Genomic DNA, 24,198 nt, shown 5'->3' on the forward strand with positions numbered 1-24,198 from the left:
AGAAGAGGAGGGAAATAAAATGGCGATTAAAAAGTACAAACCTACCTCTAACGGTCGTCGTGGAATGACAGTATCTGATTTTGCAGAAATCACATCTACCACTCCAGAAAAATCTTTACTTGCTCCTTTAAAGAGCAATGGCGGCCGTAATAACCAAGGTAAGTTAACTGTTCGTCATCAAGGTGGCGGTCACAAGCGTCAGTATCGGATCATCGATTTTAAACGTACTAAAGATGGCATTCCAGGACGCGTTGCCACTATTGAATATGATCCAAACCGTTCTGCAAATATTGCGTTAATCAATTATGCAGATGGTGAAAAGCGTTATATCTTAGCTCCAAAAAACCTAGAAGTTGGAATGACAGTTATGTCAGGCCCTGAAGCTGACATTAAAGTAGGTAATTCACTACCACTTGCAAACATTCCAGTTGGTACTGTAGTACACAACATTGAGTTAAAACCTGGTAAAGGTGGACAATTGGTACGTTCTGCCGGAACAAGTGCGCAAGTACTTGGTAAAGAAGGTAAATATGTATTAGTTCGCTTAACTTCTGGTGAAACTCGTTATATCTTATCAGAGTGCCGTGCTTCTATCGGTCAAGTAGGTAACGAGCAACACGAACTTATTAAGATTGGTAAAGCAGGTCGTTCTCGCTGGTTAGGCAAGCGCCCAACTGTTCGTGGATCTGTTATGAACCCTAACGATCACCCACACGGTGGTGGTGAAGGACGCGCTCCTATCGGACGTAAATCACCAATGTCACCATGGGGTAAACCAACTCTTGGTTATAAAACTCGTAAGAAGAAAAACAAATCAGATAAACTTATTGTTAACCGTCGTAAAAAATAACGGGATTGTACTACGGTTCAACGTAAGAGCCGTAGAGCAATCACGAAGGGAGGTTCCTTCATGGGTCGCAGCTTAAAAAAAGGACCATTTGTTGATGATCATTTAATGGTTAAAGTTGAAAAGTTAAATGAGTCTGATAAAAAGCAAGTGATTAAAACTTGGTCACGCCGTTCTACAATCTTCCCACAATTTATCGGTCATACGATTGCCGTTTATGATGGACGCAAACATGTGCCTGTATATGTTACGGAAGATATGGTAGGTCACAAGCTTGGAGAATTTGCTCCAAGTCGTACTTACAAAGGCCACGCCGCTGATGATAAGAAAACAAGACGTTAAGAGAGGAGGGCATCCAAATGCAAGCTAAAGCTGTTGCTAGAACAGTCCGTATTGCTCCTCGTAAAGCACGTTTAGTCGTTGATTTAATCCGAGGAAAGCAAGTTGGTGAAGCGGTGGCGATTTTAAATCTCACACCAAAGGCTGCTTCTCCAATCGTTGAAAAAGTATTAAAATCTGCTATGGCAAATGCTGAGCACAACTATGAAATGGACGTTAATAATCTAGTTGTTGCACAAGCATTCGTTGACGAAGGACCAACATTGAAACGTTTCCGTCCACGCGCTATGGGACGTGCAAGCCAAATCAATAAACGTACTAGTCATATTACTATCGTACTATCAGAGAAGAAGGAGGGATAATCTGTGGGTCAAAAAGTAAATCCAGTCGGACTGCGTATTGGAATCATCCGTGATTGGGAATCTAAATGGTATGCAGGCAAAGACTTTGCTGATCTTTTACACGAAGATATTAAAGTTCGTGAATATATCACAAAGCGTTTAAAAGATGCTTCTGTTTCTAAAGTTGAAATCGAACGTGCAGCAAACCGCGTGAACGTTACTGTCCATACAGCTAAACCTGGTATGGTTATCGGTAAAGGCGGTACTGAAGTTGAAGCACTTCGTAAAGCTTTGAATCAATTAACTGGCAAACGAGTTCATATCAACATTCTTGAAATCAAGAAAGCTGATATCGATGCAAAGTTGGTTGCTGAAAACATCGCTCGTCAATTAGAAAACCGTGTTTCTTTCCGTCGTGCACAAAAGCAAGCAATTCAACGTTCAATGCGTGCAGGTGCTAAGGGTATTAAAACACAGGTATCTGGACGTCTAGGCGGAGCAGATATCGCTCGTGCTGAACACTATAGCGAAGGCACTGTTCCACTTCATACACTTCGCGCTGACATCGACTATGCTACAGCTGAAGCTGACACTACTTATGGTAAGCTTGGTGTTAAAGTATGGATCTATCGTGGAGAGGTCCTTCCTACTAAGAAGAAATCTGAGGAAGGAGGCAAATAATCATGTTATTGCCAAAACGCGTTAAATATCGCCGTCCACACCGTGGAAGCATGAAAGGTACTTCAAAAGGCGGCACTGAAGTTACTTTCGGTGAATATGGCTTACAAGCATTAGAAGCTTCCTGGATTACAAACCGTCAAATTGAAGCTGCCCGTATTGCGATGACACGTTACATGAAACGTGGCGGTAAAGTTTGGATTAAAATTTTCCCGCATAAAGCTTATACAGCAAAACCGTTAGAAGTTCGGATGGGTTCCGGTAAAGGGGCACCTGAAGGATGGGTGGCTGTTGTAAAACCAGGCAGAATCATGTTTGAAATTGCTGGTGTACCTGAAGAAGTTGCTCGTGAAGCACTTCGTCTTGCTATGCACAAACTTCCAATCAAATGTAAGTTTGTAAAACGTGAAGAAATTGGTGGTGAATCAAGTGAAAGCTAATGAAATTCGTGACCTTACCACTGCTGAAATTGAACAAAAAGTAAAATCTCTTAAGGAAGAGCTTTTTAACCTTCGCTTTCAATTGGCGACTGGACAACTTGAAAACACTGCACGCATTCGTGAAGTTCGCAAATCGATTGCCCGTATGAAAACTGTTGTTCGTGAAAGAGAAATCAGCTTTAACAAGTGATCAATGAGAGGAGGTTCACGTAGATGAGTGAACGTAACCAGCGCAAAGTTTACACTGGACGCGTTGTTTCTGACAAAATGGATAAAACCGTTACAGTTCTTGTCGAAACTTACAAAAAGCATCCACTTTATGGTAAACGCGTTAAGTACTCTAAAAAGTTTAAAGCTCATGATGAGCAAAACCAAGCAAAAGTTGGCGATATCGTACGCATTATGGAAACTCGCCCGCTATCAGCTACTAAACGCTTCCGCTTAGTAGAAGTTGTAGAAAAAGCAGTTATCATTTAATGGTTCGGATTAGTTTCATTCCGAAGGGAGGTTACACACATGATTCAACAAGAATCTCGTTTAAAAGTTGCTGACAACTCTGGTGCTCGTGAAGTACTTACAATTAAAGTTCTTGGTGGTTCTGGCCGCAAGACTGCTAATATCGGTGATATTATCGTTTGTGCAGTAAAACAAGCAACACCAGGTGGCGTTGTTAAAAAGGGCGATGTTGTTAAAGCCGTTGTAGTTCGGACAAAGAGTGGTGTTCGCCGTCCAGATGGTTCCTACATTCGTTTTGATGAGAACGCATGTGTCATTATCAGAGATGATAAGGGCCCTCGTGGAACACGTATCTTCGGACCAGTTGCCCGCGAATTACGTGACAACAACTTTATGAAAATCGTTTCTCTAGCCCCAGAAGTACTATAATAACATTTAATCCAAATGGCCTTTAAGGAGGTGCTTTAAGGATGCATGTAAAAAAAGGTGATAAAGTCAGAGTCATTTCTGGCAAGGATAAAGGTAAAACAGGCGTAATCCTGGCTGCTTATCCGAAAGATAACCGCGTGGTTGTAGAAGGCGTAAATATTGTTAAAAAACATTCAAAACCTTCTCAAGTGAACCCACAAGGTGGTATCGTCAGCTTTGAGGCTCCAATCCATGTATCTAACGTTATGCCTATCGATCCAAAAACCGGCAACCCAACTCGGGTAGGATACAAAACGGTTGATGACAAAAAGGTACGCGTAGCAAAATCCGGTGAAGTATTAGATAAATAGTTCAAAAAAGAAGGGAGGTACACTAAATGAACCGCCTAAAAGAAAAATATGCTAAAGAAATTAGTCCTGCTCTAATGAGCAAGTTTAATTATAAATCTGTTATGCAGGTTCCTAAAATTGAGAAGATTGTTATCAACATGGGTGTTGGTGACGCTGTTCAAAATGTAAAAGCATTAGACAATGCAGTTGAAGAATTAACAATGATCACTGGTCAAAAACCAGTTGTGACTCGTGCAAAAAAATCAATCGCTGGTTTCCGTCTTCGTGAAGGCATGCCTATCGGCGCTAAAGTTACTCTTCGCGGCGAGCGCATGTATCAATTCTTGGATAAATTAGTTTCTGTTTCTTTACCTCGTGTACGTGACTTCCGTGGTGTTTCTAAAAAAGCATTTGATGGTCGCGGTAACTATACATTAGGTGTGAAAGAACAGCTAATCTTCCCTGAAATTGATTACGATAAAGTCAGCAAAGTTCGCGGTATGGACATCGTAATTGTAACTACTGCAAATACTGATGAAGAGGCTCGTGAATTATTAACTCAAATCGGAATGCCATTCCAAAAGTAATCGCTAAATAAGGGAGGCGAAAACGTGGCTAAAAAGTCAATGATTGCGAAACAAAAACGCACGCCTAAATACAAAGTACAAGAGTACACACGCTGCGAACGCTGCGGACGTCCACACTCTGTATACCGTAAATTTAAGCTTTGCCGTATTTGTTTCCGTGAATTAGCATATAAAGGACAAATTCCTGGTGTCAAAAAAGCTAGCTGGTAAAACTAGAGCTTGTGGAAGGAGGTAAAAATAATGGTCATGACAGATCCAATTGCTGATATGCTTACTCGCATTCGTAATGCGAACATGGTGCGTCACGAAAAGTTAGAAGTGCCTGCTTCTAATATCAAAAAACAAATCGCTGAAATCTTAAAGCGTGAAGGTTTCGTACGTGACGTTGAATTTATCGAAGATAATAAACAAGGTATTATCCGTATCTTCTTAAAATACGGTGCAAATAATGAACGTGTTATCACTGGTCTTAAACGCATAAGCAAGCCTGGTCTTCGTGTTTACGCAAAATCTGACGAGGTACCAAAAGTTCTTAACGGACTTGGTATTGCATTAGTTTCGACATCTCAAGGGGTTTTAACAGATAAAGAAGCTCGTGCAAAACAAATCGGCGGAGAAGTACTAGGTTACGTTTGGTAATTGATTTTTTCAATGAATGGAGGTGCAACTAAATGTCTCGCGTAGGAAAAAAACCTATCGAAATTCCAGCAGGAGTTACAGTAACTGTTAATAACAGCGCAGTTACTGTGAAAGGACCGAAAGGCGAACTTTCTCGTACTTTTAATCCTGATATTACAATCAATGTTGAAGAGAACGTTGTAACTATTACACGTCCTTCTGATAATAAAGAACACCGCGCATTGCACGGAACAACTCGTGCCGTGATCGCTAACATGGTTGAAGGTGTATCTAAAGGCTTTGAAAAGAACCTTGAATTAATCGGGGTTGGATACCGTGCTCAAAAACAAGGCAAAAAGCTTGTATTGAACGTTGGTTACTCTCATCCGGTTGAAATCGAGCCAGAAGATGGTCTTGAAATTGAAGTACCTGCCAATACAAAGATTTCCGTAAAAGGTACTGATAAAGAACGCGTTGGCGCTCTAGCAGCCAATATCCGCGGAGTTCGTCCTCCAGAGCCATATAAAGGTAAAGGAATCCGCTACGAAGGCGAATATGTTCGCCGTAAAGAAGGTAAAACTGGTAAGTAATGCCGCGTAGGTAAACGAAAGGAGTGACGTAAATGATTACGAAGCAAGATAAAAACGCAGTTCGCCGTAAAAGACATGCTCGTGTCCGTGCGAAACTAAGCGGTACTTCTGCTCGTCCACGTCTAAATGTGTTTCGTTCTAACAAACATATTTATGCTCAAATTATCGACGATATGAATGGAGTTACTCTAGCTAGTGCTTCAACTATCGAAAAAGACCTTGGTCTTGAGTCTACAAGCAATATCGAAGCTGCACAAAAGGTCGGAGAATTAGTTGCAAAACGTGCAGTTGAAAAAGGAATCTCTGCAGTTGTATTTGACCGCGGAGGATACCTTTACCACGGACGCATTCAAGCATTAGCTGATGCTGCTCGTGAAAACGGCTTACAATTTTAATAGACAAAGGAGGGACTAAAGAAAGATGCGTCGTATTGATCCAAACAAACTTGAACTTGAAGAACGCGTAGTAACCATTAACCGTGTTGCAAAGGTTGTTAAAGGTGGACGTCGTTTCCGTTTCTCTGCACTAGTTGTAGTTGGAGATAAAAACGGTCATGTAGGTTTCGGTACTGGTAAAGCACAGGAAGTACCTGATGCCATTCGTAAAGCTATTGAAGATGCTAAGAAAAACCTAGTGGAAGTACCAATGGTCGGAACAACTGTTCCTCACCAAGTAATCGGACGTTTTGGTGCTGGTGAAATCCTTCTAAAACCTGCTTCTGAAGGTACAGGAGTTATCGCTGGTGGCCCAGTTCGTGCGGTTCTAGAATTAGCAGGGGTAGCAGATATCCTTTCTAAATCACTTGGAACTAACACTCCAATCAATATGGTTCGTGCCACTATTGATGGTCTAAAACAATTGAAACGTGCTGAAGACGTAGCGAAATTACGTGGTAAGTCAGTAGAAGAACTATTAGGATAAGGAGGGAAATCAAATGGCAAACAAACTTTTAATTACCCTCAGCCGAAGCCTAATTGGTCGTCCTGAAGACCAACGCGCGACTGTTGAAGCGCTGGGTTTACGTAAATTAAATCAAACAGTTGAACACCAAGATAATCCTGCCATCCGTGGTATGGTTAACAAAGTGTCTCACCTAGTAACAGTTAAAGAACAATAAAAGGTTGTTTTTCTTGAATAAGGAGGTGCCAAAATGAAACTTCATGAATTAAAACCTGCAGAAGGTTCTCGGAAAGAGCGTAAACGCTTAGGACGTGGTATTGGTTCTGGTCAAGGTAAGACAGCCGGTAAAGGCCATAAAGGTCAAAATGCTCGTTCTGGCGGTGGTGTACGTTTAGGCTTCGAAGGTGGTCAAACACCTTTATTCCGTCGTTTACCAAAACGTGGTTTTACTAACATTAGCCGTAAAGAATATGCAGTAGTTAATCTTGATGCTTTAAATCGCTTTGAAGACGGTACAGAAGTTACTCCAGAACTTCTTATTGAAACAGGCGTTGTAAGTAATGAAAAAGCAGGAATCAAGATTCTTGCAAAAGGGAATGTAGAGAAAAAACTGACTGTTAAAGCTCACAAATTCTCATCTGCTGCTAAGGAAGCGATCGAAGCTGCTGGTGGAACTACTGAGGTGATCTAATGTTCCAGACTCTCTCCAATTTTATGCGTGTGGGTGAAATACGTCGAAAGGTCATTTTCACCCTTTTAATGTTAGTGGTTTACCGAATTGGAACATTTATTCCCGTTCCCAATGTAAATGCTGATATACTAGCATCTCAAGATGAACTCAGTGTGTTTGGGATTCTTAATACTTTTGGCGGTGGAGCATTAAAACAATTCTCCATTTTTGCCATGGGTATTATGCCCTACATTACTGCTTCTATCATTATTCAGCTATTGCAAATGGATGTTGTCCCTAAGTTTACCGAATGGTCCAAACAAGGGGATGCCGGACGCCGTAAGATCGCACAATTTACGCGTTACTTTACGGTTATCCTAGGATTCATCCAAGCATTAGGTATGTCATATGGCTTTAATAACTTAGCCAATGGACAATTGATTCAAAATCCAGGAATCACAACGTACTTGTTGATTGCCGTTGTGTTAACTGCTGGTACAGCTTTCTTGTTGTGGTTAGGTGAGCAAATTACATCTCACGGTGTTGGAAATGGAATTTCCATCATCATCTTTGCTGGGATTGTTGCTGGCATGCCTTCAACCATCAACCAGATCTATGTTCAACAGTTTGAAAATGCGGGCGAGCAGTTATTCTTAAAAATTGTAACGATGCTCATAATTGTATTAGTCATCATCGCAATCGTTGTTGGGGTTATTTTTATCCAGCAAGCAGTACGGAAAATTCCAATTCAATATGCAAAAAGGATGGCAGTTGGCCGGAATCCTGTTGGCGGTCAATCAACGCATATGCCGTTGAAGGTAAATGCTGCAGGTGTTATCCCAGTTATCTTCGCCATTTCATTTATAGTAACCCCAAGAACGATTGCATCATTCTTCCCAACGAATGATGTAACATTGTGGATTACAAAAGTATTTGATTATACTCATCCGATCGGGATGACCCTTTATGCGGCTCTTATCATTGCGTTTACTTACTTTTATGCGTTTATCCAAGTTAACCCTGAACAGGCAGCTGAAAACCTGCAAAAACAAAGCGGATATATTCCTGGTATTCGTCCAGGAAAAAGCACACAAGAGTATTTAACTCGTGTGTTATACCGTTTAACATTTGTGGGTGCCCTCTTCCTAACTGTTATTGCGATCCTTCCTACTATCTTTATAAAAGTAGCGAACTTACCGCAATCAGCTCAAATTGGAGGAACCAGCTTACTGATTGTTGTCGGTGTTGCTCTTGATACGTATAAACAGCTTGAGGCACAGCTTGTAAAGCGTCACTATAAAGGCTTTATTAAATAGAGGTTTTGGGGACCTTAGGGCCCCCTAAAAACCATTCTTAGCACGAGGGGGAACACGTGTGAACTTAGTATTAATGGGGCTTCCGGGTGCCGGTAAAGGTACTCAGGCTGAACGAATTGTTGAAAAGTACGGCATCCCTCATATCTCAACTGGAGATATGTTCCGTGCAGCTATGAAAGATGGTACAGAACTGGGATTAAAGGCCAAATCCTTCATGGATAAAGGTGAACTTGTTCCAGATGATGTGACGATTGGCATTGTCCGTGAACGATTAAGTAAAGATGACTGTAAAAAAGGATTCTTGCTTGATGGTTTTCCTAGAACAGTTCCTCAGGCGGAAGCGTTAGAAAACTTACTTGAAGAGTTAAATAAAAAAATAGATTACGTTATCAATATTAATGTTGATAAAAGTATCTTAATGGAGCGTTTAACTGGACGCCGAATTTGTAAAGACTGTGGCTCTACCTATCATTTAGTATTTAATCCACCTGCTAAAGAGGGCGTATGTGACCGATGCGGCGGTGAATTATATCAACGTGCTGATGATAATGCTGAGACTGTTCAAAACAGACTAGACGTCAATATTAAGCAGCAAGAACCATTATTAACTTTTTATGAAACAAAAGGTTACCTACGCACCATTGACGGTCAGCAAGATATCAAAAAGGTCTTTGTTGATATCGAGCAATTACTTGAGGGCTTGCATTGATGATTGTTTTAAGTCCTGGTATAGGTTGCAAACATCATGCAGGAAGCCAGGTGAGCGGATCTTGAGGACACTCCCATGCGCTTCATGTGTAGTAGTGGGGAGCAATTGGCTTTTCATCCGCAAAAAGTATATAATTTCTAATTGTTACTAGCGGACAGAACTCTTGATATATGGTAAAATTGTAAAGTTGCAAGCTCATCCTTATACAAGAAGACCCGCTTTGCACTACATGCTGTTATAGAAACGCTAGTCTGAAAAGAGAAGGGAGCCGAGACCGATGGCCAAAGATGATGTTATTGAAATTGAAGGCAAGGTCATTGAAACTTTGCCAAATGCAATGTTTAAGGTAGAATTAGAAAATGGTCATACTGTACTAGCTCATGTCTCTGGTAAAATCCGAATGCATTTTATTCGTATCCTGCCAGGTGATAAAGTAACTGTTGAGCTTTCTCCATATGACTTAACACGCGGAAGAATTACCTACCGCTTTAAATAATCTGTTTGCGCTCCGTACTATTAAGGAGGTTAGGATAATGAAAGTAAGACCATCTGTTAAACCGATCTGCGAAAAATGTAAAGTTATTCGCCGTCGCGGTAAAGTAATGGTTATCTGTGAAAACCCTAAGCATAAACAAAAACAAGGTTAATTGATAGGAGGTGCACATTAAATGGCACGTATTGCTGGTGTAGATATTCCACGTGAAAAGCGTGTAGTTATCTCTTTAACTTATATTTATGGTATTGGTAAACCAACTGCTCAAAAAATCTTAGCAGAAGCTGGCGTTTCTGAAGATACTCGTGTTCGTGATTTAACAGAAGATGAGTTAAATAAAATCCGTGATATCATTGACAAGCTAAAAGTTGAGGGTGACCTTCGTCGTGAAGTTTCTCTAAACATTAAGCGTCTAATGGAAATCGGCTGCTACCGCGGTCTTCGTCATCGTCGCGGCTTACCTGTTCGCGGACAAAATACGAAAAACAATGCTCGTACACGCAAAGGTCCTCGTAAGACTGTTGCTAACAAGAAGAAGTAATCGGTAAAGGAGGTTAATTAAAAATGGCACGTAAAACGAATACACGTAAACGTCGTGTGAAAAAGAATATTGAAGCTGGTGTTGCTCACATCCGCTCAACTTTTAACAATACGATTGTAACAATCACTGATGTACATGGTAATGCGATTTCTTGGTCTAGTGCAGGTGCGCTTGGATTTAAAGGTTCTCGTAAATCTACTCCATTCGCTGCCCAAATGGCTGCTGAAACAGCTGCTAAGGCTTCTATGGATCATGGCATGAAAACATTAGAAGTTACTGTTAAAGGACCTGGCGCTGGACGTGAGGCTGCTATCCGTGCTCTTCAAGCTGCAGGACTTGAAGTAACAGCTATTAAGGATGTTACACCAGTTCCCCATAACGGATGCCGTCCGCCAAAACGTCGTCGTGTGTAATTTTTCTGTATAAGATTTGTATCACCTGTCTATAATGGGATATGATATGAATTTTTCCAGAAATTATTTATTCCAGTTGTTGTGCACAGAACGGGAACGTATACATGGGGGAATTTCGAGTAGTAAAATACTATTCGAGGTTTCGACGTTTTGAAGGAGGGTTATTTGATGATCGAAATAGAAAAACCAAAAATCGAAACGGTTGAGATCAGCGATGATGCCAAGTACGGTAAGTTCGTAGTAGAGCCGCTTGAGCGTGGATATGGTACCACTTTGGGTAACTCCTTACGTCGTATCCTATTATCTTCACTCCCAGGTGCCGCTGTTACCGCGATTCAGGTCGATGGGGTACTTCATGAGTTCTCAACAATTGAAGGTGTTGTAGAAGACGTAACATCCATCATACTAAACATTAAAAAAATCGCTTTAAAGATATACTCTGATGAAGAGAAGACTCTTGAAATCGATGTTCAAGGTGAAGGACCTGTTACAGCTGGTAATATTACTCATGATAGTGACGTAGAAATATTGAATCCTGATCTTCATATCGCAACGTTAGCAGCAAATGGACATCTTCACATGCGTTTAACAGCTAAACGCGGTAGAGGATATACACCTGCGGATCAAAACAAGCGCGAGGATCAGCCTATTGGTGTCATTCCGATTGATTCAATTTATACGCCAGTTTCTCGTGTATCTTACCAAGTTGAAAATACTCGTGTGGGTCAATTAGCCAACTTTGATAAACTGACATTAGACGTTTGGACAGATGGCAGCACTGGCCCTAAAGAAGCAATTGCACTTGGTTCGAAAATCTTAACTGAGCATTTGAATATCTTTGTCGGATTAACTGATGAAGCTCAGAATGCTGAAATTATGATTGAAAAAGAAGAGGATCAAAAAGAAAAGGTTCTAGAAATGACAATTGAAGAACTTGATCTTTCTGTTCGTTCTTATAACTGTCTAAAACGTGCAGGCATCAACACTGTTCAGGAATTAGCTAATAAAACTGAAGAAGATATGATGAAAGTACGTAACTTGGGCCGTAAATCACTCGAAGAAGTGAAGGCAAAACTAGAAGAGCTTGGATTAGGCTTACGGAAAGACGACTAGGTAATTGGTTGGACTTTAGCTGATCCAAAATATATAAAGATTTCAAAAAGGAGGGAACCCTTCATGGCATACAGAAAGTTAGGACGTACAAGCGCACAGCGTAAAGCTATGCTTCGTGACTTAACAACAGATTTAATCATCAACGAGCGCATTGAAACAACAGAAACCCGTGCGAAAGAGCTTCGCTCAACTGTTGAGAAAATGATCACTCTAGGAAAACGCGGAGACCTTCATGCACGTCGTCAAGCTGCTGCTTACGTTCGTAATGAAGTAGCTGATGCAGAGAGCGGTCAAGATGCACTACAAAAGTTATTCGCTGATATTGCTCCTCGTTATCAAGAGCGTCAAGGTGGCTATACTCGCATTATGAAACTTGGACCTCGTCGTGGTGACGGTGCACCAATGGTAATTATCGAGTTAGTTTAATAACTTGGACAGACAACAAGGGTACTGGACAGTTTTGTTACAAGAACTTGTTCTCTGCCCTTTTTCTGTAGGTATGGTCTCGGAACAGCCAAAAAGAGCGTTATGATGAGCGTAACTCCACAGGGAAGGAGAAACTTTTGAAAGATAAAACAGGTAGCTTTGTCTTTTTGAGTTTAGCATTTACTGAGAGATCCCTGGTTGAGCGTAAATGTTTTGCGTCTCGTCTAGCTTATGCACCTCTCCCAATTATATATTGCAAGTATTGCATGTTGTTGAGTTAATCAAGCACTGCCCTGGGATGAGGTGCAGGCTTTTTTTGTATTTAACGGTAAGTAGAGAAGAGCTGAGGTATAGGACAGGGAGGGAATCGCCGCAATGAAACAGCCGATTGTGTCTTTAAAGGAAGTGTCCTTTCAATATGATGAACAAGACAGAATGGCGCTCAAGTCTGTCTCCTTTGATATTTACGAGGGAGAATGGCTAGCGATTGTAGGCCATAACGGTTCTGGAAAGTCAACCATGGCCAAGCTGCTAAACGGATTGCAATTTCCGCAGCAGGGAGAAATCGTGGTTTCAGGTACCAAGCTGAACGAAGAGACTATTTGGGAAATCCGCCGTAAAATCGGCATGGTCTTCCAAAACCCAGATAATCAGTTTGTGGGTACAACCGTTCAAGATGATGTGGCTTTTGGTTTAGAAAACATGGGGATTCCAAGAGAAGAAATGGTGGAACGGGTAAAAGATGCCTTGAAAAAGGTTAAAATGGAGGCGTTTCTAGATCAAGAGCCCCACCATCTGTCTGGAGGCCAAAAGCAAAGGGTGGCCATTGCTGGAGTACTCGCGTTAAGGCCAGCCATTATTATTCTAGACGAAGCAACATCGATGCTTGACCCGAGAGGCAGGGAGGAAGTACTGGAGACGGTAAGGGCCTTACAGGATGAAAAATTGTTGACAGTCATTTCGATCACTCATGATTTGGAAGAAGCAGCTAAAGCCGATCGAATGATTGTCATGAACAAGGGAGAAGTCTATCGGCAAGGCATTCCTGCAGAGATTTTCTCCATGGAAGAGGAACTCATTCAATTAGGCTTGGACATTCCTTTCTCTGTTAAGATGGGCCAAGCCCTCAGACTGCAGGGGGTCAATTTACCAAACCGGTATTTATCGGAGGAAGAGTTGGTGACAGAGATATGGACATCTCACTCGAAAAGGTAGAATATCGCTATCAGGCGGGCACACCATTTGAACGCCTGGCGATTTCCGATGTATCGATTAACATTCCATCCGGGACTTATTTGGCACTAATTGGTCATACCGGCTCCGGCAAATCAACGGTTTTGCAACATTTAAATGCACTCCTGCAGCCAACTGAGGGTATGGTCAAGATTGGTGAATATGAAATTAAAGCCCATCAGAAGAATAAAAACCTGAAACCGGTCCGCAAACGGGTTGGAATTGTGTTCCAGTTTCCGGAACACCAGCTGTTTGAAGAAACCGTTGAAAAGGATATTATGTTTGGTCCGATGAATTTTGGCGTCTCTGAGTCTGAAGCAAGAGAACGGGCCAGAATAGCGTTGAACCAAGTAGGACTTGGGAAAGAAATTCTAGAAAAATCACCATTTGACCTGTCAGGCGGCCAAATGCGACGTGTGGCCATTGCCGGTGTATTGGCGATGGACCCCGATGTCATTGTTCTGGATGAGCCTACAGCAGGGCTTGATCCTCGCGGCCGCAAGGAGATTATGGACATGTTTTATTCGCTTCATAAGCAACGGCAGCTCTCCACGATATTGGTGACACACAGTATGGAAGATGCGGCACGGTACGCAGATCAAATCGTCATTATGCAGCAGGGCAGGGTCGCCAAACAAGGCACTCCTGAAGAGATCTTTTCCTCACCAGAAGAACTTATGCAAATGGGATTGGATGTTCCAGAAGTGGTACGGTTTCAATTGAGCCTTGAGAAAAAGATTGGCAGAAAGCTGGGCAAGATTTGCCTGTCTATCGACGAACTGGCGGCAGTTGTGGCAGATATGGTGAGCGGAGGTGTCCGCCCATGATGGAAAAAATGATTTTTGGCCGGTATGTGCCAGCCGATTCCTTGATTCATAAAATGGACCCTCGGTCGAAATTGATTATTATTTTCCTTTTTGTATGCATTATCTTTTTAGCAAATAACTGGATCACCTATGTGCTTATTGGTATTTATACTTTTTTCTTATTGGGATTATCAAAGGTGCCGGCCAAGTTTTTATACGGCGGCCTTAAACCTGTTATATGGCTGGTTTTATTAACCTTTATCATGCAGTTATTTTTCACAAAAGAAGGCAGTGTTGTGTTTACGTGGGGACCTGTCAAAATTTATGAGGAAGGAATCAAAATGGGGGTATTCATCTCCTTACGGTTTTTCTTCTTGATCTTGATTACGTCACTATTAACGTTAACGACAACTCCTATTGAAATTACTGATGGTTTGGAAGCACTGCTGAACCCATTGAAAAAGGTTCGTTTTCCTGTTCATGAAATGGCGTTAATGATGTCTATTTCGTTAAGGTTTATTCCCACGCTGATGCAGGAAACAGACAAAATCATGAAGGCGCAGACAGCCCGGGGAGTGGAATTTGCCAGCGGTCCGTTTAAAGAACGGATCAAAGCGGTTATTCCATTATTAATTCCGCTGTTTGTCAGTTCGTTTAAGCGTGCCGAGGAGCTCGCAATCGCGATGGAGGCAAGAGGCTACCGCGGCGGAGAAGGACGGACGAAATACCGGCTCTTAAGCTGGGGTGCTGTAGATACGATCCAGATTTTAATTCTGGTCGTTTTAACCGTACTACTCATTCTATTTAGATCATAAAGAGGTAGGCCCATGCAAAGATTCAAGGGAATTATCACCTATGATGGCACTGGTTTTTCTGGGTACCAAGTTCAGCCGAAAAAACGAACGGTACAAGCTGAACTGGAAACCATGTTAACCAAAATTCATAAGGGGCAAGCGGTCAAGGTAACAGCGTCCGGCAGAACGGATGCTGGAGTACATGCTAAGGGGCAGGTCATTCATTTTGACTCTCCGCTGTCCATCCCTCCGGAAAAATGGGAAATAGCGATGAATTCCTTGCTTCCCGAGGATATAGCCGTACTGTCCATCGAGGCAGCCAGCCCATCATTTCACGCCCGCTTTGATGCAGAAGGAAAAGAATATCGCTACCAACTGCTTTTATCTGGCAAGCGCGATCCGTTTCTGCGCAGCTATGCTTATCAATACCGGTATCCCTTGGATATAGAAGCTATGAAGCAAGCGTCCGCTTTCTTTTTGGGGACCCATGATTTTACCAGCTTTTGTTCCGCAAAGACAGAGGTGGAAGACAAAATCCGGACCATTGAAACGATTGATTTTTCCTTGGATAAGGATTTACTGACATTACGTTTTGTGGGCAATGGATTTTTATATAATATGGTAAGGATCTTGGTGGGAACGTTGCTGGAGGTCGGAGCAGGAGAATTGAACCCCCAGGACATCCCTGCGATCTTGCAAAAAAAAGACCGCCGTTTTGCCGGAAAGACTGCCCCAGCTCATGGGTTGTATCTGTGGCGGGTGTTTTACTAACGATTATTTGGAAAATATATACAAACTTTGTAGAATAACCTGTCTACTTTGTAGAATAACCAATGGATTTGTTGAATTCGACAGGTGTTTTGTAGAATCCAGGCCTACTTTTGTAAAATTCGCAGTGAATCACTAATTATAAGCTAAAAATGAAAAACAACTGTCCCTGGTGTAACATCTTCTTGACAATGTGACCTATAGGTTTTATTATATTATATGTGTGTGTTTTAAATCCCACGATAAAGCCCCGGAAAGTCTTCATCGTGATTAAACATATTTGAAGTGAAATCAACGCACAAGGGCATAGGCATTCATTCCCCGGAACAGGTTTGAAACGACCTAAAGCTTTGAAGGTGCGAAACTAATAATCTTTACGGATTTAAAATTTAGGAGGGTAACTCATGCGTTCAACATTTATGGCTAATGCCAATAATATCGAGCGTAAATGGTATGTAATTGATGCTGAGGGCAAAACTCTTGGTCGTCTTGCTTCTGAAGTAGCATCCATTTTGCGCGGTAAGAACAAACCAACTTTTACACCACATGTTGATACTGGTGATCATGTAATCATTCTTAATGCATCTAAAGTAGAACTAACTGGTAAAAAATTAACTGACAAAATCTACTACCGTCACAGCTTACATCCAGGCGGTTTAAAACAAAGAACAGCTCTTGAAATGCGTACGAACTACGCTGAGAAAATGATTGAGCTTGCTGTTAAAGGCATGCTTCCAAAGAATTCTCTTGGTCGTCAACAGTTCAAAAAATTACACGTGTATGCTGGCGCAGAGCATCCACATCAAGCACAAAAACCTGAAGTTTACGAACTTCGCGGTTAATTAAGAGGAGGGAATTAACTTGGCACAAGTTCAATACATTGGTACTGGCCGTCGTAAGAGCTCTGTCGCACGTGTGCGCTTAGTTCCAGGTACAGGCAAAATTGTTATTAATGGTCGTGACATTGAAGAATATATTCCATTCGAAGCTTTACGCGTTGTTGTAAGACAACCTCTAGTTGCTACTGAAACTGTTGGCAGCTACGATGTTCTTGTAAACGTAAGCGGCGGTGGTTACACTGGTCAAGCTGGCGCAATCCGTCATGGTGTTGCTCGTGCATTATTACAAGCTGACCCAGAATACCGTCCAACATTAAAGCGCGCTGGTCTATTAACTCGTGACCCACGTATGAAAGAACGTAAGAAGTACGGTCTTAAAGGCGCTCGTCGTGCACCTCAGTTCTCAAAACGTTAATTATTACGTTTCGAAGGCTCTCAAACCTTGTTGTTTGGGAGCCTTTTTTATTATATGATGATTTATGATATAAATAGCTCATGTAAAGAAGTCAAAATATCCCCCATTCCTCCTACATCCGTACCGATAAAAAACGGATGATAATTTCGAATAATATAAGGAATTCTTTGTAGTACGAGCATTTTTAGACTGAATATTTAGACAAATGGTTAAATGAGGAGGAGCACCCAATTGAATTTTTTCGATACAAATATAGATCAATACGCTGCCATTAAGGTTATAGGTGTTGGTGGCGGGGGAAACAACGCCGTAAACCGAATGATTGAAGCCGGAGTTGACGGAGTAGAATTTATCGCGGCTAATACAGATGCACAAGCCCTTAAACAATCAAGGGCGGAAATCAAAATGCAAATCGGCGCTACGTTAACAAGAGGTTTAGGGGCAGGTGCAAATCCGGAAATAGGAAAAAGGGCAGTAGAAGAAAGTAAACGGCAAATTGAAGAAGTACTTACGGGAGCAGACATGGTTTTCGTTACAGCCGGTATGGGCGGAGGCACAGGAACAGGCGCCGCACCTGCCATTGCCAAAATCGCCCGTAATATTGGCGCCTTAACCATTGGGGTTGTCACGCGTCCGTTTAAATTCGAGGGACATAAGCGTGCGGCAAATGCGCTAAAGGGAATTAACGATATGAGAGAGGCCGTCGACACTTTAATTATTATTCCAAATGATCGTCTGTTAGATATTGTTGATAAAAAAACGCCAATGGTCCAAGCCTTCCATGAAGCAGATAATGTGCTGAGACAAGGTGTTCAGGGTATTTCTGATTTGATTGCTGTTCCAGGCTTAATTAACCTTGATTTTGCCGATGTGAAAACGGTTATGTCCCATAAAGGAACAGCCCTTATGGGTATTGGTGTGGCAAAAGGTGATAATCGTGCAGTTGAAGCTGCCAAGAAAGCCTTAAATAGTCCTTTATTAGAAACTTCCATTACTGGAGCACAAGGCGTGATTATGAATATAACCGGAGGACGCAATTTAAGTTTATTCGAGGTACAGGAGGCAGCTGAAATCGTTTCTTCCGCATGTCATGAGGATTTAAATATGATTTTTGGTTCGGTTATTAATGAAAACTTAAAAGAGGAAATCATAGTAACGGTCATTGCCACAGGATTCAATGAGCAAGAGGCTGCTCTATCGCAATCTCCTTCTGAGCAGTCAAAGGAAGGGATGTCTGAACCGAAGGAACAGCATACACATGATGAACGGGTAATCCAAAGAGAACGGGTTCCAAACCATGACCGGAATTCACCGCAACCAGAAGAACCTATTGATATACCAGCGTTTTTACGTCGAAGAAGAAGAGAACTCTAGTTATAAGACTGATGTACCATAGGCTCCCAATCCTTTTTGATTTGGGGGCTTTTTTTGATTCCATAAACAAATGTAAGAAATTAATTTAGCGGCTAGATGTATTTCAACTATTACCTACTTGAACAGTCAGTTTCATATTGATAATGGTGAAGTTCTTGGTTGTTATGCCTCGTTACAACATTGCTCCTAATTATCCAAGCTGTGCACTAACCTGCTTCCCGGTCGTTAGGGGTTGCTCCAAACTCTCCAATCGGCCTGTTGAACTGACCCGCGGTCGTTAGGAATCGCTCTCTTACCCACTAGGGTGTGCATTAATCTGTTATTTGGTGCTTAACGGCATAGAGGGCGGCCTGTGTCCGGTCAGCAAGTTCAAGTTTGGCCAATAAATTGGATACATGTGTTTTAACTGTCTTCTCAGTAATGTATAAGGATGAAGCAATTTCTTTATTGCTTTTTCCTTTGGCAATTTCCTTCAATACATCCAACTCGCGATTGGTTAATTCCTCTAACTGCTTTTTCTGGGGGTTACTCTTGCTAGAAAGATTGTTAAGCAAATGGGATGTAGCTTTAGGATGTAGCTGGTTTTCTCCCTTCATGATCTTTATAATCGAATGGACAAGCTCATCAGGCTGGATATCTTTTAATTGGAATCCCGAGGCACCGGCCTCAAGGGCGGGAATTACATGGCCCTGGTCAGAAAAACTCGTTAGTATCATGATTTTAATAGCAGGCTGTTCCTGTTTTATAGCTCGTGTTGCTTCAATCCCATCCATTTCTGGCATCACTAAATCCATTAGAATCAAATCGGGCTTTAACCGCATCGCCAAGTCCACAGCTTCTTTTCCATTTGCTGCTTCTCCAACAATATCTATGTCCTTTTGAGTCCGCAAAAAAAGCACAAGCCCTCTTCTAACAACATGATGGTCGTCCGCTATCAGTACTCGTATACTCATTTTCATTATTCCCCCTAATACGGAATACGGATCTTTATTACTGTCCCGCGGCCCGGTATGCTGTTTAATTGAAACTCACCATGTAAGGCTTCTGTTCGAGTTTTCATGCTTTTTAATCCAAGAGAGAGCAGTTCGAGTTTGTCATTGTAAAGAAAACCACAGCCATTGTCCTTAATTGTGAACCTAACACCATCGTTGGAAGTATGGAATGATAAACTGACATCCTTGGTCTGGGCATGTTTTTTACAATTAGCAAGAGCCTCTTGCCCAATTCGCCATAGGGCTTCCTCTACCTTGCCGGGGATACTGGCTGCTCCGGTTACCTTTGATTCCATGGTCAGTCCCAGCAGATCGGCATAGCTTTTGAGGGCACTGATGAGTCCATTTTCCAGCCCCTGCGGCCGCAACTGCCAGATAAGTGCTCTCATTTCTCCAAGAGCTTCCTGGGCCATATCTTTCATGTAATCAAACGTTTGTTTTATATTCTCATCTTCTGTCATTTCTCGACCGGCACGGGCTGTAAGACTCAATGAAAATAATAGTTGGTTTACAGAATCATGAAGATCCCTTGCCAGCCGGTTTCGTTCAGCAACGAGGGCATTTTCTTGCTCCCGTTGGGTTAGTTTGATTCGTTTGAGGGCTGTTCCAATTTGGTAGGCAACCGATTCGAGCAATGCGAGTTCATTTTTTTCAAAATGCGTTTTGTGTGGGGACCCGACATTTAAGATTCCGAACCGTTCATTCCCTGCACGAAGCGGGACAGTGGCATGATGGGTCAGCCCGCAGGTTTCTCCGGCATTTTCATCAAGGGCATCCTCAATCCGTTTGCATTCTAAAATATTGGTAGCTTTATTTAAAGTTTGTTTATTATATTTATTCACACACCAGCAATTGCCCTGACACATCCGTTGTTTATGGTTGTCTGCTAGGGCAGGAGGCAAGGCTGCATCCGCGGCTAACTGATGTTTACCCGTTTCATCAATTAAAAAAATCCAGCCTGTTTTCAGACCTGTTACATGGAGGAGTTTTTTCAATACACCGGACAATACCGTAACGGTGTCTATTCCTTCATTCAGCAGTTCAGCGATTTCCTTCAAAATGCTGATTTCCTCAAATTCAACAGACATACTTTAATCCTCCTTCAGGTACCGTACCCTGCATTACTACCATTATAACTTATTTTTATTCAAAAATTTTCAATATTAAAATATCCACATTTACGGCTGATAGGAGGTTTTGCTTAAAACGATGAAAGTCAAAACAAGCTGGCATAACGATGGAAATGTCTTTCATCAGGGCTATGAAGGACAAAACGTAAGAAGTCACGAGCAAAAGTGTCTTTCATCAAGGGGATGAAGGACAATAAGGGGAATTTTATTTGAAAAAATGTCTTTCATCCATGCCCCTTAGCCTCTAAAAACTCGAGTATCTCATGATTGGGTCCCTCAAAGAAGACAATCCTCCAGCCATTTTCAAGTAAGTAAGGGCCCTCTAACAGACGACATGGCTCAAATTGATTGATGATCTCCTCAAGATTGCCAACCTCAAAACACAAATGAGTAGATCTCTCAGCATTTCCATTCCTTTTAGAACGAATCAGCTCAAGCCGAAAATCACTTAAGACAAGAAAAACAATCTCTTCGTCCCAAAACATCATCCGGGATTCCTCGAGAAAACCAAGGTGTTTCTGGTAGAACGCAACTGACTCGTCTAGATCATCCACTTCAAGGGCATAGTGGTGGAATCGCATCAAAGAGCCTCCCATCATACTATTAAGTTCATGTCGCCAAACTCATGCCATAAATAACTTGAAGCAATCGCTTGGTGATAAGCAGAGAGCAGCTGTTGTTGGGACACAAAAGCGGAAAGCATGTCAAGGTGGCTAGCCTTTGGTTCATGAAAACCGGTTAAGATTCCATCAGCCATTTTCATAGGGTAGTTAGCGTCAATATATAAATTTGTTTCACCTGATAGTTTCCCGGTACTGGCTGCTGTCTCAAGAGCACGAACTACCGTGGTGCCAACGGCAATGACCCTTTTACCCGCTGCCTTTGTTTTGAAAATTCGATCCATGACCGATTCAGATACACAGTATTCCTCATCATTTTCTTTAGGTGTTTGATGCCACTTGTCATCAAGCAAATAGCTTAAGCCGGTGTGAAGTTGAATGAAATCCGCCTGAATTCCATTACGCTGCAGTTTGAATAACAGCTCCCAGCTAAACGCCCTGCCAGCTGAAGGCATCTCCACTGAACCGGGGTGACTGGCAAACACGGTTTGATAAAAGTCCAGTTCCCAGGCATGCTCAATATATTCATAACGGACAGGCTCACCGATTGCATAAATACCATTGTATAAATCCGTTCCTCTTTTATTGAATTGAATCAGCGTTAGTGGTGAGTTTTCCTTTTCACTTACGACTGTCGCCGACAATTCATTTGATAAAAATATAGTACAACCTGCATCGATAGAGGGCACCAGAAGGGCCTCCCAAGTATCCTCACATTTCCGCCTGGCCAAGCGAACTTCTACTTTGGTTCCACTAGGCTGAGCAGTTGCTTGTAAAACAGCCGGTATCGTGCGGCTGTTATTTAAAATGATCAGATCCCCAGGCTGGAGATAGTGAAGCAGGTTATAAAAAGAGTCATGCCTGATTTTTCCTGAAAAGCGGTCTAGAACCATCATTCGGACGTGGTCCCGTCTCAAGCCGCGTTTTTCCGGAGGATGGGAGGCATTCAATTCAGGAGGAAGATGAAAATCCATTGTACTGACTGCCATTATATTGCCTCCTCACCCTGGGCCTCGAACCGTTGCCCAGTTATACCCTGCGATTGATCGGAGGCCAAAAATAAAAAGATAGGAACGACATCTTCCGGCTTAGCCAGGGGATAATCGCAATCAGGAACTGCCAGCCGATGCATTTCCGTATCCATTTCTCCCGGGTCTACCATGTTAATCCGTACATTGGTTTCGCATAGTTCATCTGCCCAGGTTTGCGTAAGGCCTTCAACCGCAAACTTGGATACTCCGTACGCACCCCAACCAGCATATCCTGTATGCCCCGCTTCAGATGTAACGTTGATAATTGACCCTTGATTTCGTTCAAGCATCCCGGGAATGACTCTTCGGGTAACGAGAAATGGTGAAACGGCATTTACGAACAATACCTCGGCAAAATCATCTTCTGGGTAATCCAAAAGCAGGGGCATTGGACTTGGTCCCAAAATGGAGGCATTATTAATTAAGACATCAATATGGCCAAATTTTTCCTCTGTTAAAGCGATAAAACGCTCTACATCCCGTGATTTCGAAATATCTGCGGTGACAGCCAATACCTCTGCACCCATCCTTTCAACTTGTTCTTTTAGCTCTTGGAGACTTTCCGAGGATCTGGAACAGATAGCGAGGCGTGCACCTTCCTTTGCAAACGCCAATGTTAAGGCTTTGCCTAATCCTTTAGAAGCCCCAGTAATCATTACTGTTGTTTGTTTCATGTGTGATCTCCCCTTTATCCTTGTTGGTATTAGAATAGCTTTTTTTGCAGAAGGATCCCTCAGATAAAAGCTTGAATTTTTCTACAACTTTTGTCTGAAAAGGGGTATTGTTATAGACCAGATCGACGGACCATTAGTAAATTTTTTTGTGAAGGTTTTCAAAATAGATAGCATTTCTTTTTAATTGTTAGTATACTAGTATACAAATAGGAGCGGTTATTATAGAAAAACTTCCTGCTCTCTATGTAAATAAAAAGGGTCTATATTATAATGAAATAAATAAATCTTTATAGTTGATATGGGAGTGTAACGCACATGTTTACAGTAACCGCAAAATTGCCTGGTGAAAACAACCGAGATTATTCATACAGAGTTATAAAAGAGGCCATTATGGCATTAGAGCTAAAGCCAGGTCAAACAATAAGTGAAATTGAACTTGCTGAAGCGCTGCAACTCTCTCGGACCCCGATAAGAGAAGTACTGGCAAAACTAAGGGAAGAACATTTGGTAGAAGTCATCCCCCAAGTAGGGACATATGTTTCTAAGATTAAGCCCAAGCTAATTGAAGAAGCGACATTTGTCCGTATTACGTTAGAGAAAGAAATATTGAAACTATCATGTGAATCATTTCCAAAAGAAAAGTTACTACAATTAAAAGGCAATGTGGCACAGCAGGAACTACTGATTGGTCAGCAAGGAATGGAGCGGAAGTTTCATCAATTAGATAAGGACTTTCACTATATTATTTTTTCCGGTAATAATAAAGAGAATGCCTGGGATGCAATCAATCGGTTAAGCACCCATTACAATCGCATGAGACTTCTTTCTGAGATGGAACATAGCTTTAATGAAGCCATTAACCAACACAAAATGTTTATTGAAATCATCGAAAACCACCAAGCAGAAAAGGTCGAAGGTATTATCAGGCAGCATATTATCGAACCGATCAAGCTTTGGGAAGATTTATACAAAGAAAACAGTCCTTATAAAGATTTTTTCGACCATACTTATAAAATGCCAGTATTCTGAACCAACAGAATGCTGGTTTTTTTTTGTAGAGATGGTCGAGATAATGTCTCCTAACTAGCGGATAAGTAACTCCTATTTGCGAAGTCATTCCCTTACTAGCGGATAAGGCGATTCTACTTGCGCATAACAACAGTTAACTAGCGGATAAGGCGATTCTACTTGCGCATAGCAGCAGCTAACTAGCGGATAAGCAAATCCTATTTGCAAAGACATTCCCCTACTAGTGGATAAGGCGATTCTACTTGCGCATAACAGCAG

General features: G+C 41.9%; 38 protein-coding genes. 33 read left to right on the forward strand and 5 right to left on the reverse strand.

Translation table 11 applies throughout. The annotated features are described in order from the left end of the window. Window positions 1–19: 19 nt before the first annotated feature. The 32 genes from rplB to ftsZ all read left to right on the forward strand — a co-directional run bounded on the left by rplB (window position 20) and on the right by ftsZ (window position 18,464). Entirely contained in the window at window positions 20–850 is an 831-nt protein-coding gene (gene rplB, locus BN2425_RS00615) for a 50S ribosomal protein L2 (RefSeq protein WP_042453960.1), read from the forward strand. 60 nt (window positions 851–910) lie between these two features. Next, on the forward strand, window positions 911–1,189 hold the full coding sequence (gene rpsS, locus BN2425_RS00620) for a 30S ribosomal protein S19 (protein ID WP_042453962.1): 279 nt from the start codon (window positions 911–913) through the stop codon (window positions 1,187–1,189). Between the two features lie 17 nt (window positions 1,190–1,206). Further along, on the forward strand, window positions 1,207–1,548 hold the full coding sequence (rplV, locus tag BN2425_RS00625; protein WP_042453964.1) for a 50S ribosomal protein L22: 342 nt from the start codon (window positions 1,207–1,209) through the stop codon (window positions 1,546–1,548). Between the two features lie 3 nt (window positions 1,549–1,551). After that, the gene (gene rpsC, locus BN2425_RS00630) at window positions 1,552–2,208 is read left to right on the forward strand and encodes a 30S ribosomal protein S3 (RefSeq protein ID WP_042453966.1); all 657 of its coding nucleotides are present in this window, start codon (window positions 1,552–1,554) and stop codon (window positions 2,206–2,208) included. Between the two features lie 2 nt (window positions 2,209–2,210). Continuing rightward, the gene (rplP, locus tag BN2425_RS00635; RefSeq protein ID WP_042453968.1) at window positions 2,211–2,645 is read left to right on the forward strand and encodes a 50S ribosomal protein L16; all 435 of its coding nucleotides are present in this window, start codon (window positions 2,211–2,213) and stop codon (window positions 2,643–2,645) included. After that, on the forward strand, window positions 2,635–2,835 hold the full coding sequence (gene rpmC / locus BN2425_RS00640; RefSeq protein WP_042453970.1) for a 50S ribosomal protein L29: 201 nt from the start codon (window positions 2,635–2,637) through the stop codon (window positions 2,833–2,835). The genes rplP and rpmC overlap by 11 nt, the downstream gene beginning before the upstream one ends. Before the next feature lie 23 nt (window positions 2,836–2,858). After that, complete coding sequence (gene rpsQ / locus BN2425_RS00645; RefSeq protein WP_042453972.1) at window positions 2,859–3,122, forward strand: 30S ribosomal protein S17; 264 nt, start codon at window positions 2,859–2,861, stop codon at window positions 3,120–3,122. Window positions 3,123–3,161: 39 nt separating this feature from the next. After that, window positions 3,162–3,530, forward strand: coding sequence for a 50S ribosomal protein L14 (rplN, locus tag BN2425_RS00650; protein WP_042453974.1), 369 nt, complete (start codon window positions 3,162–3,164; stop codon window positions 3,528–3,530). A gap of 41 nt (window positions 3,531–3,571) precedes the next feature. Continuing rightward, a complete protein-coding gene (gene rplX, locus BN2425_RS00655; RefSeq protein ID WP_042453976.1) occupies window positions 3,572–3,880 on the forward strand; it encodes a 50S ribosomal protein L24 in 309 nt (102 codons plus the stop codon). A gap of 26 nt (window positions 3,881–3,906) precedes the next feature. Next, the gene (rplE, locus tag BN2425_RS00660; protein WP_042453978.1) at window positions 3,907–4,446 is read left to right on the forward strand and encodes a 50S ribosomal protein L5; all 540 of its coding nucleotides are present in this window, start codon (window positions 3,907–3,909) and stop codon (window positions 4,444–4,446) included. A gap of 24 nt (window positions 4,447–4,470) precedes the next feature. Continuing rightward, window positions 4,471–4,656 carry a 30S ribosomal protein S14 gene (gene rpsN / locus BN2425_RS00665; RefSeq protein WP_009499044.1) on the forward strand — a complete coding sequence of 62 codons (186 nt, stop codon included), beginning with the start codon at window positions 4,471–4,473 and terminating at the stop codon, window positions 4,654–4,656. Window positions 4,657–4,686: 30 nt separating this feature from the next. Continuing rightward, entirely contained in the window at window positions 4,687–5,085 is a 399-nt protein-coding gene (rpsH, locus tag BN2425_RS00670) for a 30S ribosomal protein S8 (RefSeq protein ID WP_042453980.1), read from the forward strand. A gap of 32 nt (window positions 5,086–5,117) precedes the next feature. Next, on the forward strand, window positions 5,118–5,654 hold the full coding sequence (rplF, locus tag BN2425_RS00675; protein WP_042453982.1) for a 50S ribosomal protein L6: 537 nt from the start codon (window positions 5,118–5,120) through the stop codon (window positions 5,652–5,654). Window positions 5,655–5,686: 32 nt separating this feature from the next. Continuing rightward, the gene (gene rplR / locus BN2425_RS00680) at window positions 5,687–6,049 is read left to right on the forward strand and encodes a 50S ribosomal protein L18 (RefSeq protein ID WP_042453984.1); all 363 of its coding nucleotides are present in this window, start codon (window positions 5,687–5,689) and stop codon (window positions 6,047–6,049) included. Between the two features lie 25 nt (window positions 6,050–6,074). Then, window positions 6,075–6,575 (forward strand): 30S ribosomal protein S5, encoded by a 501-nt coding sequence (rpsE, locus tag BN2425_RS00685; RefSeq protein WP_042453986.1) that lies wholly within the window; start codon window positions 6,075–6,077, stop codon window positions 6,573–6,575. A 13-nt stretch (window positions 6,576–6,588) separates the two neighbouring features. Then, complete coding sequence (gene rpmD / locus BN2425_RS00690) at window positions 6,589–6,771, forward strand: 50S ribosomal protein L30 (protein ID WP_042453988.1); 183 nt, start codon at window positions 6,589–6,591, stop codon at window positions 6,769–6,771. A gap of 33 nt (window positions 6,772–6,804) precedes the next feature. Next, a complete protein-coding gene (gene rplO, locus BN2425_RS00695) occupies window positions 6,805–7,245 on the forward strand; it encodes a 50S ribosomal protein L15 (protein ID WP_042453990.1) in 441 nt (146 codons plus the stop codon). Beyond that, complete coding sequence (secY, locus tag BN2425_RS00700) at window positions 7,245–8,540, forward strand: preprotein translocase subunit SecY (protein WP_042453992.1); 1,296 nt, start codon at window positions 7,245–7,247, stop codon at window positions 8,538–8,540. Before rplO ends, secY begins: the two co-directional genes overlap by 1 nt. A 58-nt stretch (window positions 8,541–8,598) precedes the next feature. Continuing rightward, window positions 8,599–9,249 carry an adenylate kinase gene (locus BN2425_RS00705; RefSeq protein ID WP_042453994.1) on the forward strand — a complete coding sequence of 217 codons (651 nt, stop codon included), beginning with the start codon at window positions 8,599–8,601 and terminating at the stop codon, window positions 9,247–9,249. Window positions 9,250–9,526: 277 nt separating this feature from the next. Next, the gene (gene infA, locus BN2425_RS00710) at window positions 9,527–9,745 is read left to right on the forward strand and encodes a translation initiation factor IF-1 (RefSeq protein ID WP_007085268.1); all 219 of its coding nucleotides are present in this window, start codon (window positions 9,527–9,529) and stop codon (window positions 9,743–9,745) included. A 37-nt stretch (window positions 9,746–9,782) separates the two neighbouring features. After that, complete coding sequence (rpmJ, locus tag BN2425_RS00715) at window positions 9,783–9,896, forward strand: 50S ribosomal protein L36 (RefSeq protein ID WP_000868344.1); 114 nt, start codon at window positions 9,783–9,785, stop codon at window positions 9,894–9,896. A 21-nt stretch (window positions 9,897–9,917) separates the two neighbouring features. Beyond that, complete coding sequence (gene rpsM / locus BN2425_RS00720; protein ID WP_042453996.1) at window positions 9,918–10,283, forward strand: 30S ribosomal protein S13; 366 nt, start codon at window positions 9,918–9,920, stop codon at window positions 10,281–10,283. A 23-nt stretch (window positions 10,284–10,306) separates the two neighbouring features. After that, window positions 10,307–10,696 (forward strand): 30S ribosomal protein S11, encoded by a 390-nt coding sequence (gene rpsK, locus BN2425_RS00725; RefSeq protein ID WP_042453998.1) that lies wholly within the window; start codon window positions 10,307–10,309, stop codon window positions 10,694–10,696. A 168-nt stretch (window positions 10,697–10,864) separates the two neighbouring features. Next, window positions 10,865–11,809: a DNA-directed RNA polymerase subunit alpha gene (locus BN2425_RS00730; protein WP_042454000.1), complete on the forward strand. Its 945-nt coding sequence runs from the start codon at window positions 10,865–10,867 to the stop codon at window positions 11,807–11,809. Between the two features lie 63 nt (window positions 11,810–11,872). Continuing rightward, window positions 11,873–12,235, forward strand: coding sequence for a 50S ribosomal protein L17 (gene rplQ, locus BN2425_RS00735; RefSeq protein ID WP_042454002.1), 363 nt, complete (start codon window positions 11,873–11,875; stop codon window positions 12,233–12,235). A gap of 375 nt (window positions 12,236–12,610) precedes the next feature. Then, window positions 12,611–13,450 (forward strand): energy-coupling factor ABC transporter ATP-binding protein, encoded by an 840-nt coding sequence (locus BN2425_RS00740; RefSeq protein ID WP_042454004.1) that lies wholly within the window; start codon window positions 12,611–12,613, stop codon window positions 13,448–13,450. Beyond that, entirely contained in the window at window positions 13,426–14,295 is an 870-nt protein-coding gene (locus BN2425_RS00745; protein WP_042454006.1) for an energy-coupling factor ABC transporter ATP-binding protein, read from the forward strand. The genes BN2425_RS00740 and BN2425_RS00745 overlap by 25 nt, the downstream gene beginning before the upstream one ends. Continuing rightward, complete coding sequence (locus BN2425_RS00750) at window positions 14,292–15,089, forward strand: energy-coupling factor transporter transmembrane component T family protein (protein ID WP_042454007.1); 798 nt, start codon at window positions 14,292–14,294, stop codon at window positions 15,087–15,089. Before BN2425_RS00745 ends, BN2425_RS00750 begins: the two co-directional genes overlap by 4 nt. 12 nt (window positions 15,090–15,101) lie before the next feature. After that, window positions 15,102–15,839, forward strand: a complete 738-nt coding sequence (gene truA, locus BN2425_RS00755) for a tRNA pseudouridine(38-40) synthase TruA (protein ID WP_042454009.1) — start codon at window positions 15,102–15,104, stop codon at window positions 15,837–15,839. A 401-nt stretch (window positions 15,840–16,240) separates the two neighbouring features. Continuing rightward, entirely contained in the window at window positions 16,241–16,678 is a 438-nt protein-coding gene (gene rplM / locus BN2425_RS00760; RefSeq protein ID WP_042454011.1) for a 50S ribosomal protein L13, read from the forward strand. A 19-nt stretch (window positions 16,679–16,697) separates the two neighbouring features. After that, the gene (rpsI, locus tag BN2425_RS00765) at window positions 16,698–17,090 is read left to right on the forward strand and encodes a 30S ribosomal protein S9 (RefSeq protein ID WP_042454013.1); all 393 of its coding nucleotides are present in this window, start codon (window positions 16,698–16,700) and stop codon (window positions 17,088–17,090) included. 213 nt (window positions 17,091–17,303) lie between these two features. After that, window positions 17,304–18,464 carry a cell division protein FtsZ gene (ftsZ, locus tag BN2425_RS00770; RefSeq protein ID WP_042454016.1) on the forward strand — a complete coding sequence of 387 codons (1,161 nt, stop codon included), beginning with the start codon at window positions 17,304–17,306 and terminating at the stop codon, window positions 18,462–18,464. 311 nt (window positions 18,465–18,775) lie between these two features. Here ftsZ and BN2425_RS00775 read toward each other — a convergent pair whose 3' ends face one another. From BN2425_RS00775 to BN2425_RS00795, 5 genes are all read right to left on the reverse strand, one after another. Continuing rightward, complete coding sequence (locus tag BN2425_RS00775; RefSeq protein WP_042454018.1) at window positions 18,776–19,417, reverse strand: response regulator; 642 nt, start codon at window positions 19,415–19,417, stop codon at window positions 18,776–18,778. 14 nt (window positions 19,418–19,431) lie between these two features. Next, window positions 19,432–20,544 carry a GAF domain-containing sensor histidine kinase gene (locus BN2425_RS00780; RefSeq protein ID WP_042454020.1) on the reverse strand — a complete coding sequence of 371 codons (1,113 nt, stop codon included), beginning with the start codon at window positions 20,542–20,544 and terminating at the stop codon, window positions 19,432–19,434. 266 nt (window positions 20,545–20,810) lie between these two features. Then, the gene (locus BN2425_RS00785; RefSeq protein ID WP_042454023.1) at window positions 20,811–21,167 is read right to left on the reverse strand and encodes a VOC family protein; all 357 of its coding nucleotides are present in this window, start codon (window positions 21,165–21,167) and stop codon (window positions 20,811–20,813) included. A 14-nt stretch (window positions 21,168–21,181) separates the two neighbouring features. After that, window positions 21,182–22,195 (reverse strand): S-adenosylmethionine:tRNA ribosyltransferase-isomerase, encoded by a 1,014-nt coding sequence (locus tag BN2425_RS00790; RefSeq protein ID WP_042454025.1) that lies wholly within the window; start codon window positions 22,193–22,195, stop codon window positions 21,182–21,184. Next, window positions 22,195–22,911, reverse strand: a complete 717-nt coding sequence (locus BN2425_RS00795; RefSeq protein ID WP_042454027.1) for an SDR family NAD(P)-dependent oxidoreductase — start codon at window positions 22,909–22,911, stop codon at window positions 22,195–22,197. Before BN2425_RS00795 ends, BN2425_RS00790 begins: the two co-directional genes overlap by 1 nt. 315 nt (window positions 22,912–23,226) lie before the next feature. On the opposite strand from BN2425_RS00795, the gene BN2425_RS00800 reads away from it, so the two are divergent. Further along, window positions 23,227–23,940: a GntR family transcriptional regulator gene (locus BN2425_RS00800; protein ID WP_042454028.1), complete on the forward strand. Its 714-nt coding sequence runs from the start codon at window positions 23,227–23,229 to the stop codon at window positions 23,938–23,940. The last annotated feature ends 258 nt before the right edge of the window (window positions 23,941–24,198 follow it).

The organism is Neobacillus dielmonensis, assembly GCF_000612665.1.
Classification (GTDB): Bacteria; Bacillota; Bacilli; order Bacillales; family Cytobacillaceae; genus Neobacillus; species Neobacillus dielmonensis.

Bases quoted from the DNA above. Each gene is read 5' to 3' on its own strand.
- rpmD (WP_042453988.1), top strand. From the start codon at position 6,589: ATGGCAAACAAACTTTTAATTACCCTCAGCCGAAGCCTAATTGGTCGT.
- rplP (WP_042453968.1), top strand. From the start codon at position 2,211: ATGTTATTGCCAAAACGCGTTAAATATCGCCGTCCACACCGTGGAAGC.
- rplE (WP_042453978.1), top strand. From the start codon at position 3,907: ATGAACCGCCTAAAAGAAAAATATGCTAAAGAAATTAGTCCTGCTCTA.
- rpsQ (WP_042453972.1), top strand. From the start codon at position 2,859: ATGAGTGAACGTAACCAGCGCAAAGTTTACACTGGACGCGTTGTTTCT.
- BN2425_RS00740 (WP_042454004.1), top strand. From the start codon at position 12,611: ATGAAACAGCCGATTGTGTCTTTAAAGGAAGTGTCCTTTCAATATGAT.
- rpmJ (WP_000868344.1), top strand. From the start codon at position 9,783: ATGAAAGTAAGACCATCTGTTAAACCGATCTGCGAAAAATGTAAAGTT.
- BN2425_RS00800 (WP_042454028.1), top strand. From the start codon at position 23,227: ATGTTTACAGTAACCGCAAAATTGCCTGGTGAAAACAACCGAGATTAT.
- rplM (WP_042454011.1), top strand. From the start codon at position 16,241: ATGCGTTCAACATTTATGGCTAATGCCAATAATATCGAGCGTAAATGG.
- rplX (WP_042453976.1), top strand. From the start codon at position 3,572: ATGCATGTAAAAAAAGGTGATAAAGTCAGAGTCATTTCTGGCAAGGAT.
- BN2425_RS00730 (WP_042454000.1), top strand. From the start codon at position 10,865: ATGATCGAAATAGAAAAACCAAAAATCGAAACGGTTGAGATCAGCGAT.
- BN2425_RS00780 (WP_042454020.1), bottom strand. From the start codon at position 20,544: ATGTCTGTTGAATTTGAGGAAATCAGCATTTTGAAGGAAATCGCTGAA.
- rplQ (WP_042454002.1), top strand. From the start codon at position 11,873: ATGGCATACAGAAAGTTAGGACGTACAAGCGCACAGCGTAAAGCTATG.
- BN2425_RS00785 (WP_042454023.1), bottom strand. From the start codon at position 21,167: ATGCGATTCCACCACTATGCCCTTGAAGTGGATGATCTAGACGAGTCA.
- rpsE (WP_042453986.1), top strand. From the start codon at position 6,075: ATGCGTCGTATTGATCCAAACAAACTTGAACTTGAAGAACGCGTAGTA.
- BN2425_RS00775 (WP_042454018.1), bottom strand. From the start codon at position 19,417: ATGAGTATACGAGTACTGATAGCGGACGACCATCATGTTGTTAGAAGA.
- rplB (WP_042453960.1), top strand. From the start codon at position 20: ATGGCGATTAAAAAGTACAAACCTACCTCTAACGGTCGTCGTGGAATG.
- rplV (WP_042453964.1), top strand. From the start codon at position 1,207: ATGCAAGCTAAAGCTGTTGCTAGAACAGTCCGTATTGCTCCTCGTAAA.
- BN2425_RS00750 (WP_042454007.1), top strand. From the start codon at position 14,292: ATGATGGAAAAAATGATTTTTGGCCGGTATGTGCCAGCCGATTCCTTG.
- rplN (WP_042453974.1), top strand. From the start codon at position 3,162: ATGATTCAACAAGAATCTCGTTTAAAAGTTGCTGACAACTCTGGTGCT.
- rpsK (WP_042453998.1), top strand. From the start codon at position 10,307: ATGGCACGTAAAACGAATACACGTAAACGTCGTGTGAAAAAGAATATT.
- infA (WP_007085268.1), top strand. From the start codon at position 9,527: ATGGCCAAAGATGATGTTATTGAAATTGAAGGCAAGGTCATTGAAACT.
- rplO (WP_042453990.1), top strand. From the start codon at position 6,805: ATGAAACTTCATGAATTAAAACCTGCAGAAGGTTCTCGGAAAGAGCGT.
- BN2425_RS00745 (WP_042454006.1), top strand. From the start codon at position 13,426: ATGGACATCTCACTCGAAAAGGTAGAATATCGCTATCAGGCGGGCACA.
- rplF (WP_042453982.1), top strand. From the start codon at position 5,118: ATGTCTCGCGTAGGAAAAAAACCTATCGAAATTCCAGCAGGAGTTACA.
- rpsS (WP_042453962.1), top strand. From the start codon at position 911: ATGGGTCGCAGCTTAAAAAAAGGACCATTTGTTGATGATCATTTAATG.
- ftsZ (WP_042454016.1), top strand. From the start codon at position 17,304: ATGAGGAGGAGCACCCAATTGAATTTTTTCGATACAAATATAGATCAA.
- rpsH (WP_042453980.1), top strand. From the start codon at position 4,687: ATGGTCATGACAGATCCAATTGCTGATATGCTTACTCGCATTCGTAAT.
- rplR (WP_042453984.1), top strand. From the start codon at position 5,687: ATGATTACGAAGCAAGATAAAAACGCAGTTCGCCGTAAAAGACATGCT.
- truA (WP_042454009.1), top strand. From the start codon at position 15,102: ATGCAAAGATTCAAGGGAATTATCACCTATGATGGCACTGGTTTTTCT.
- BN2425_RS00790 (WP_042454025.1), bottom strand. From the start codon at position 22,195: ATGGCAGTCAGTACAATGGATTTTCATCTTCCTCCTGAATTGAATGCC.
- rpsM (WP_042453996.1), top strand. From the start codon at position 9,918: ATGGCACGTATTGCTGGTGTAGATATTCCACGTGAAAAGCGTGTAGTT.
- secY (WP_042453992.1), top strand. From the start codon at position 7,245: ATGTTCCAGACTCTCTCCAATTTTATGCGTGTGGGTGAAATACGTCGA.
- BN2425_RS00795 (WP_042454027.1), bottom strand. From the start codon at position 22,911: ATGAAACAAACAACAGTAATGATTACTGGGGCTTCTAAAGGATTAGGC.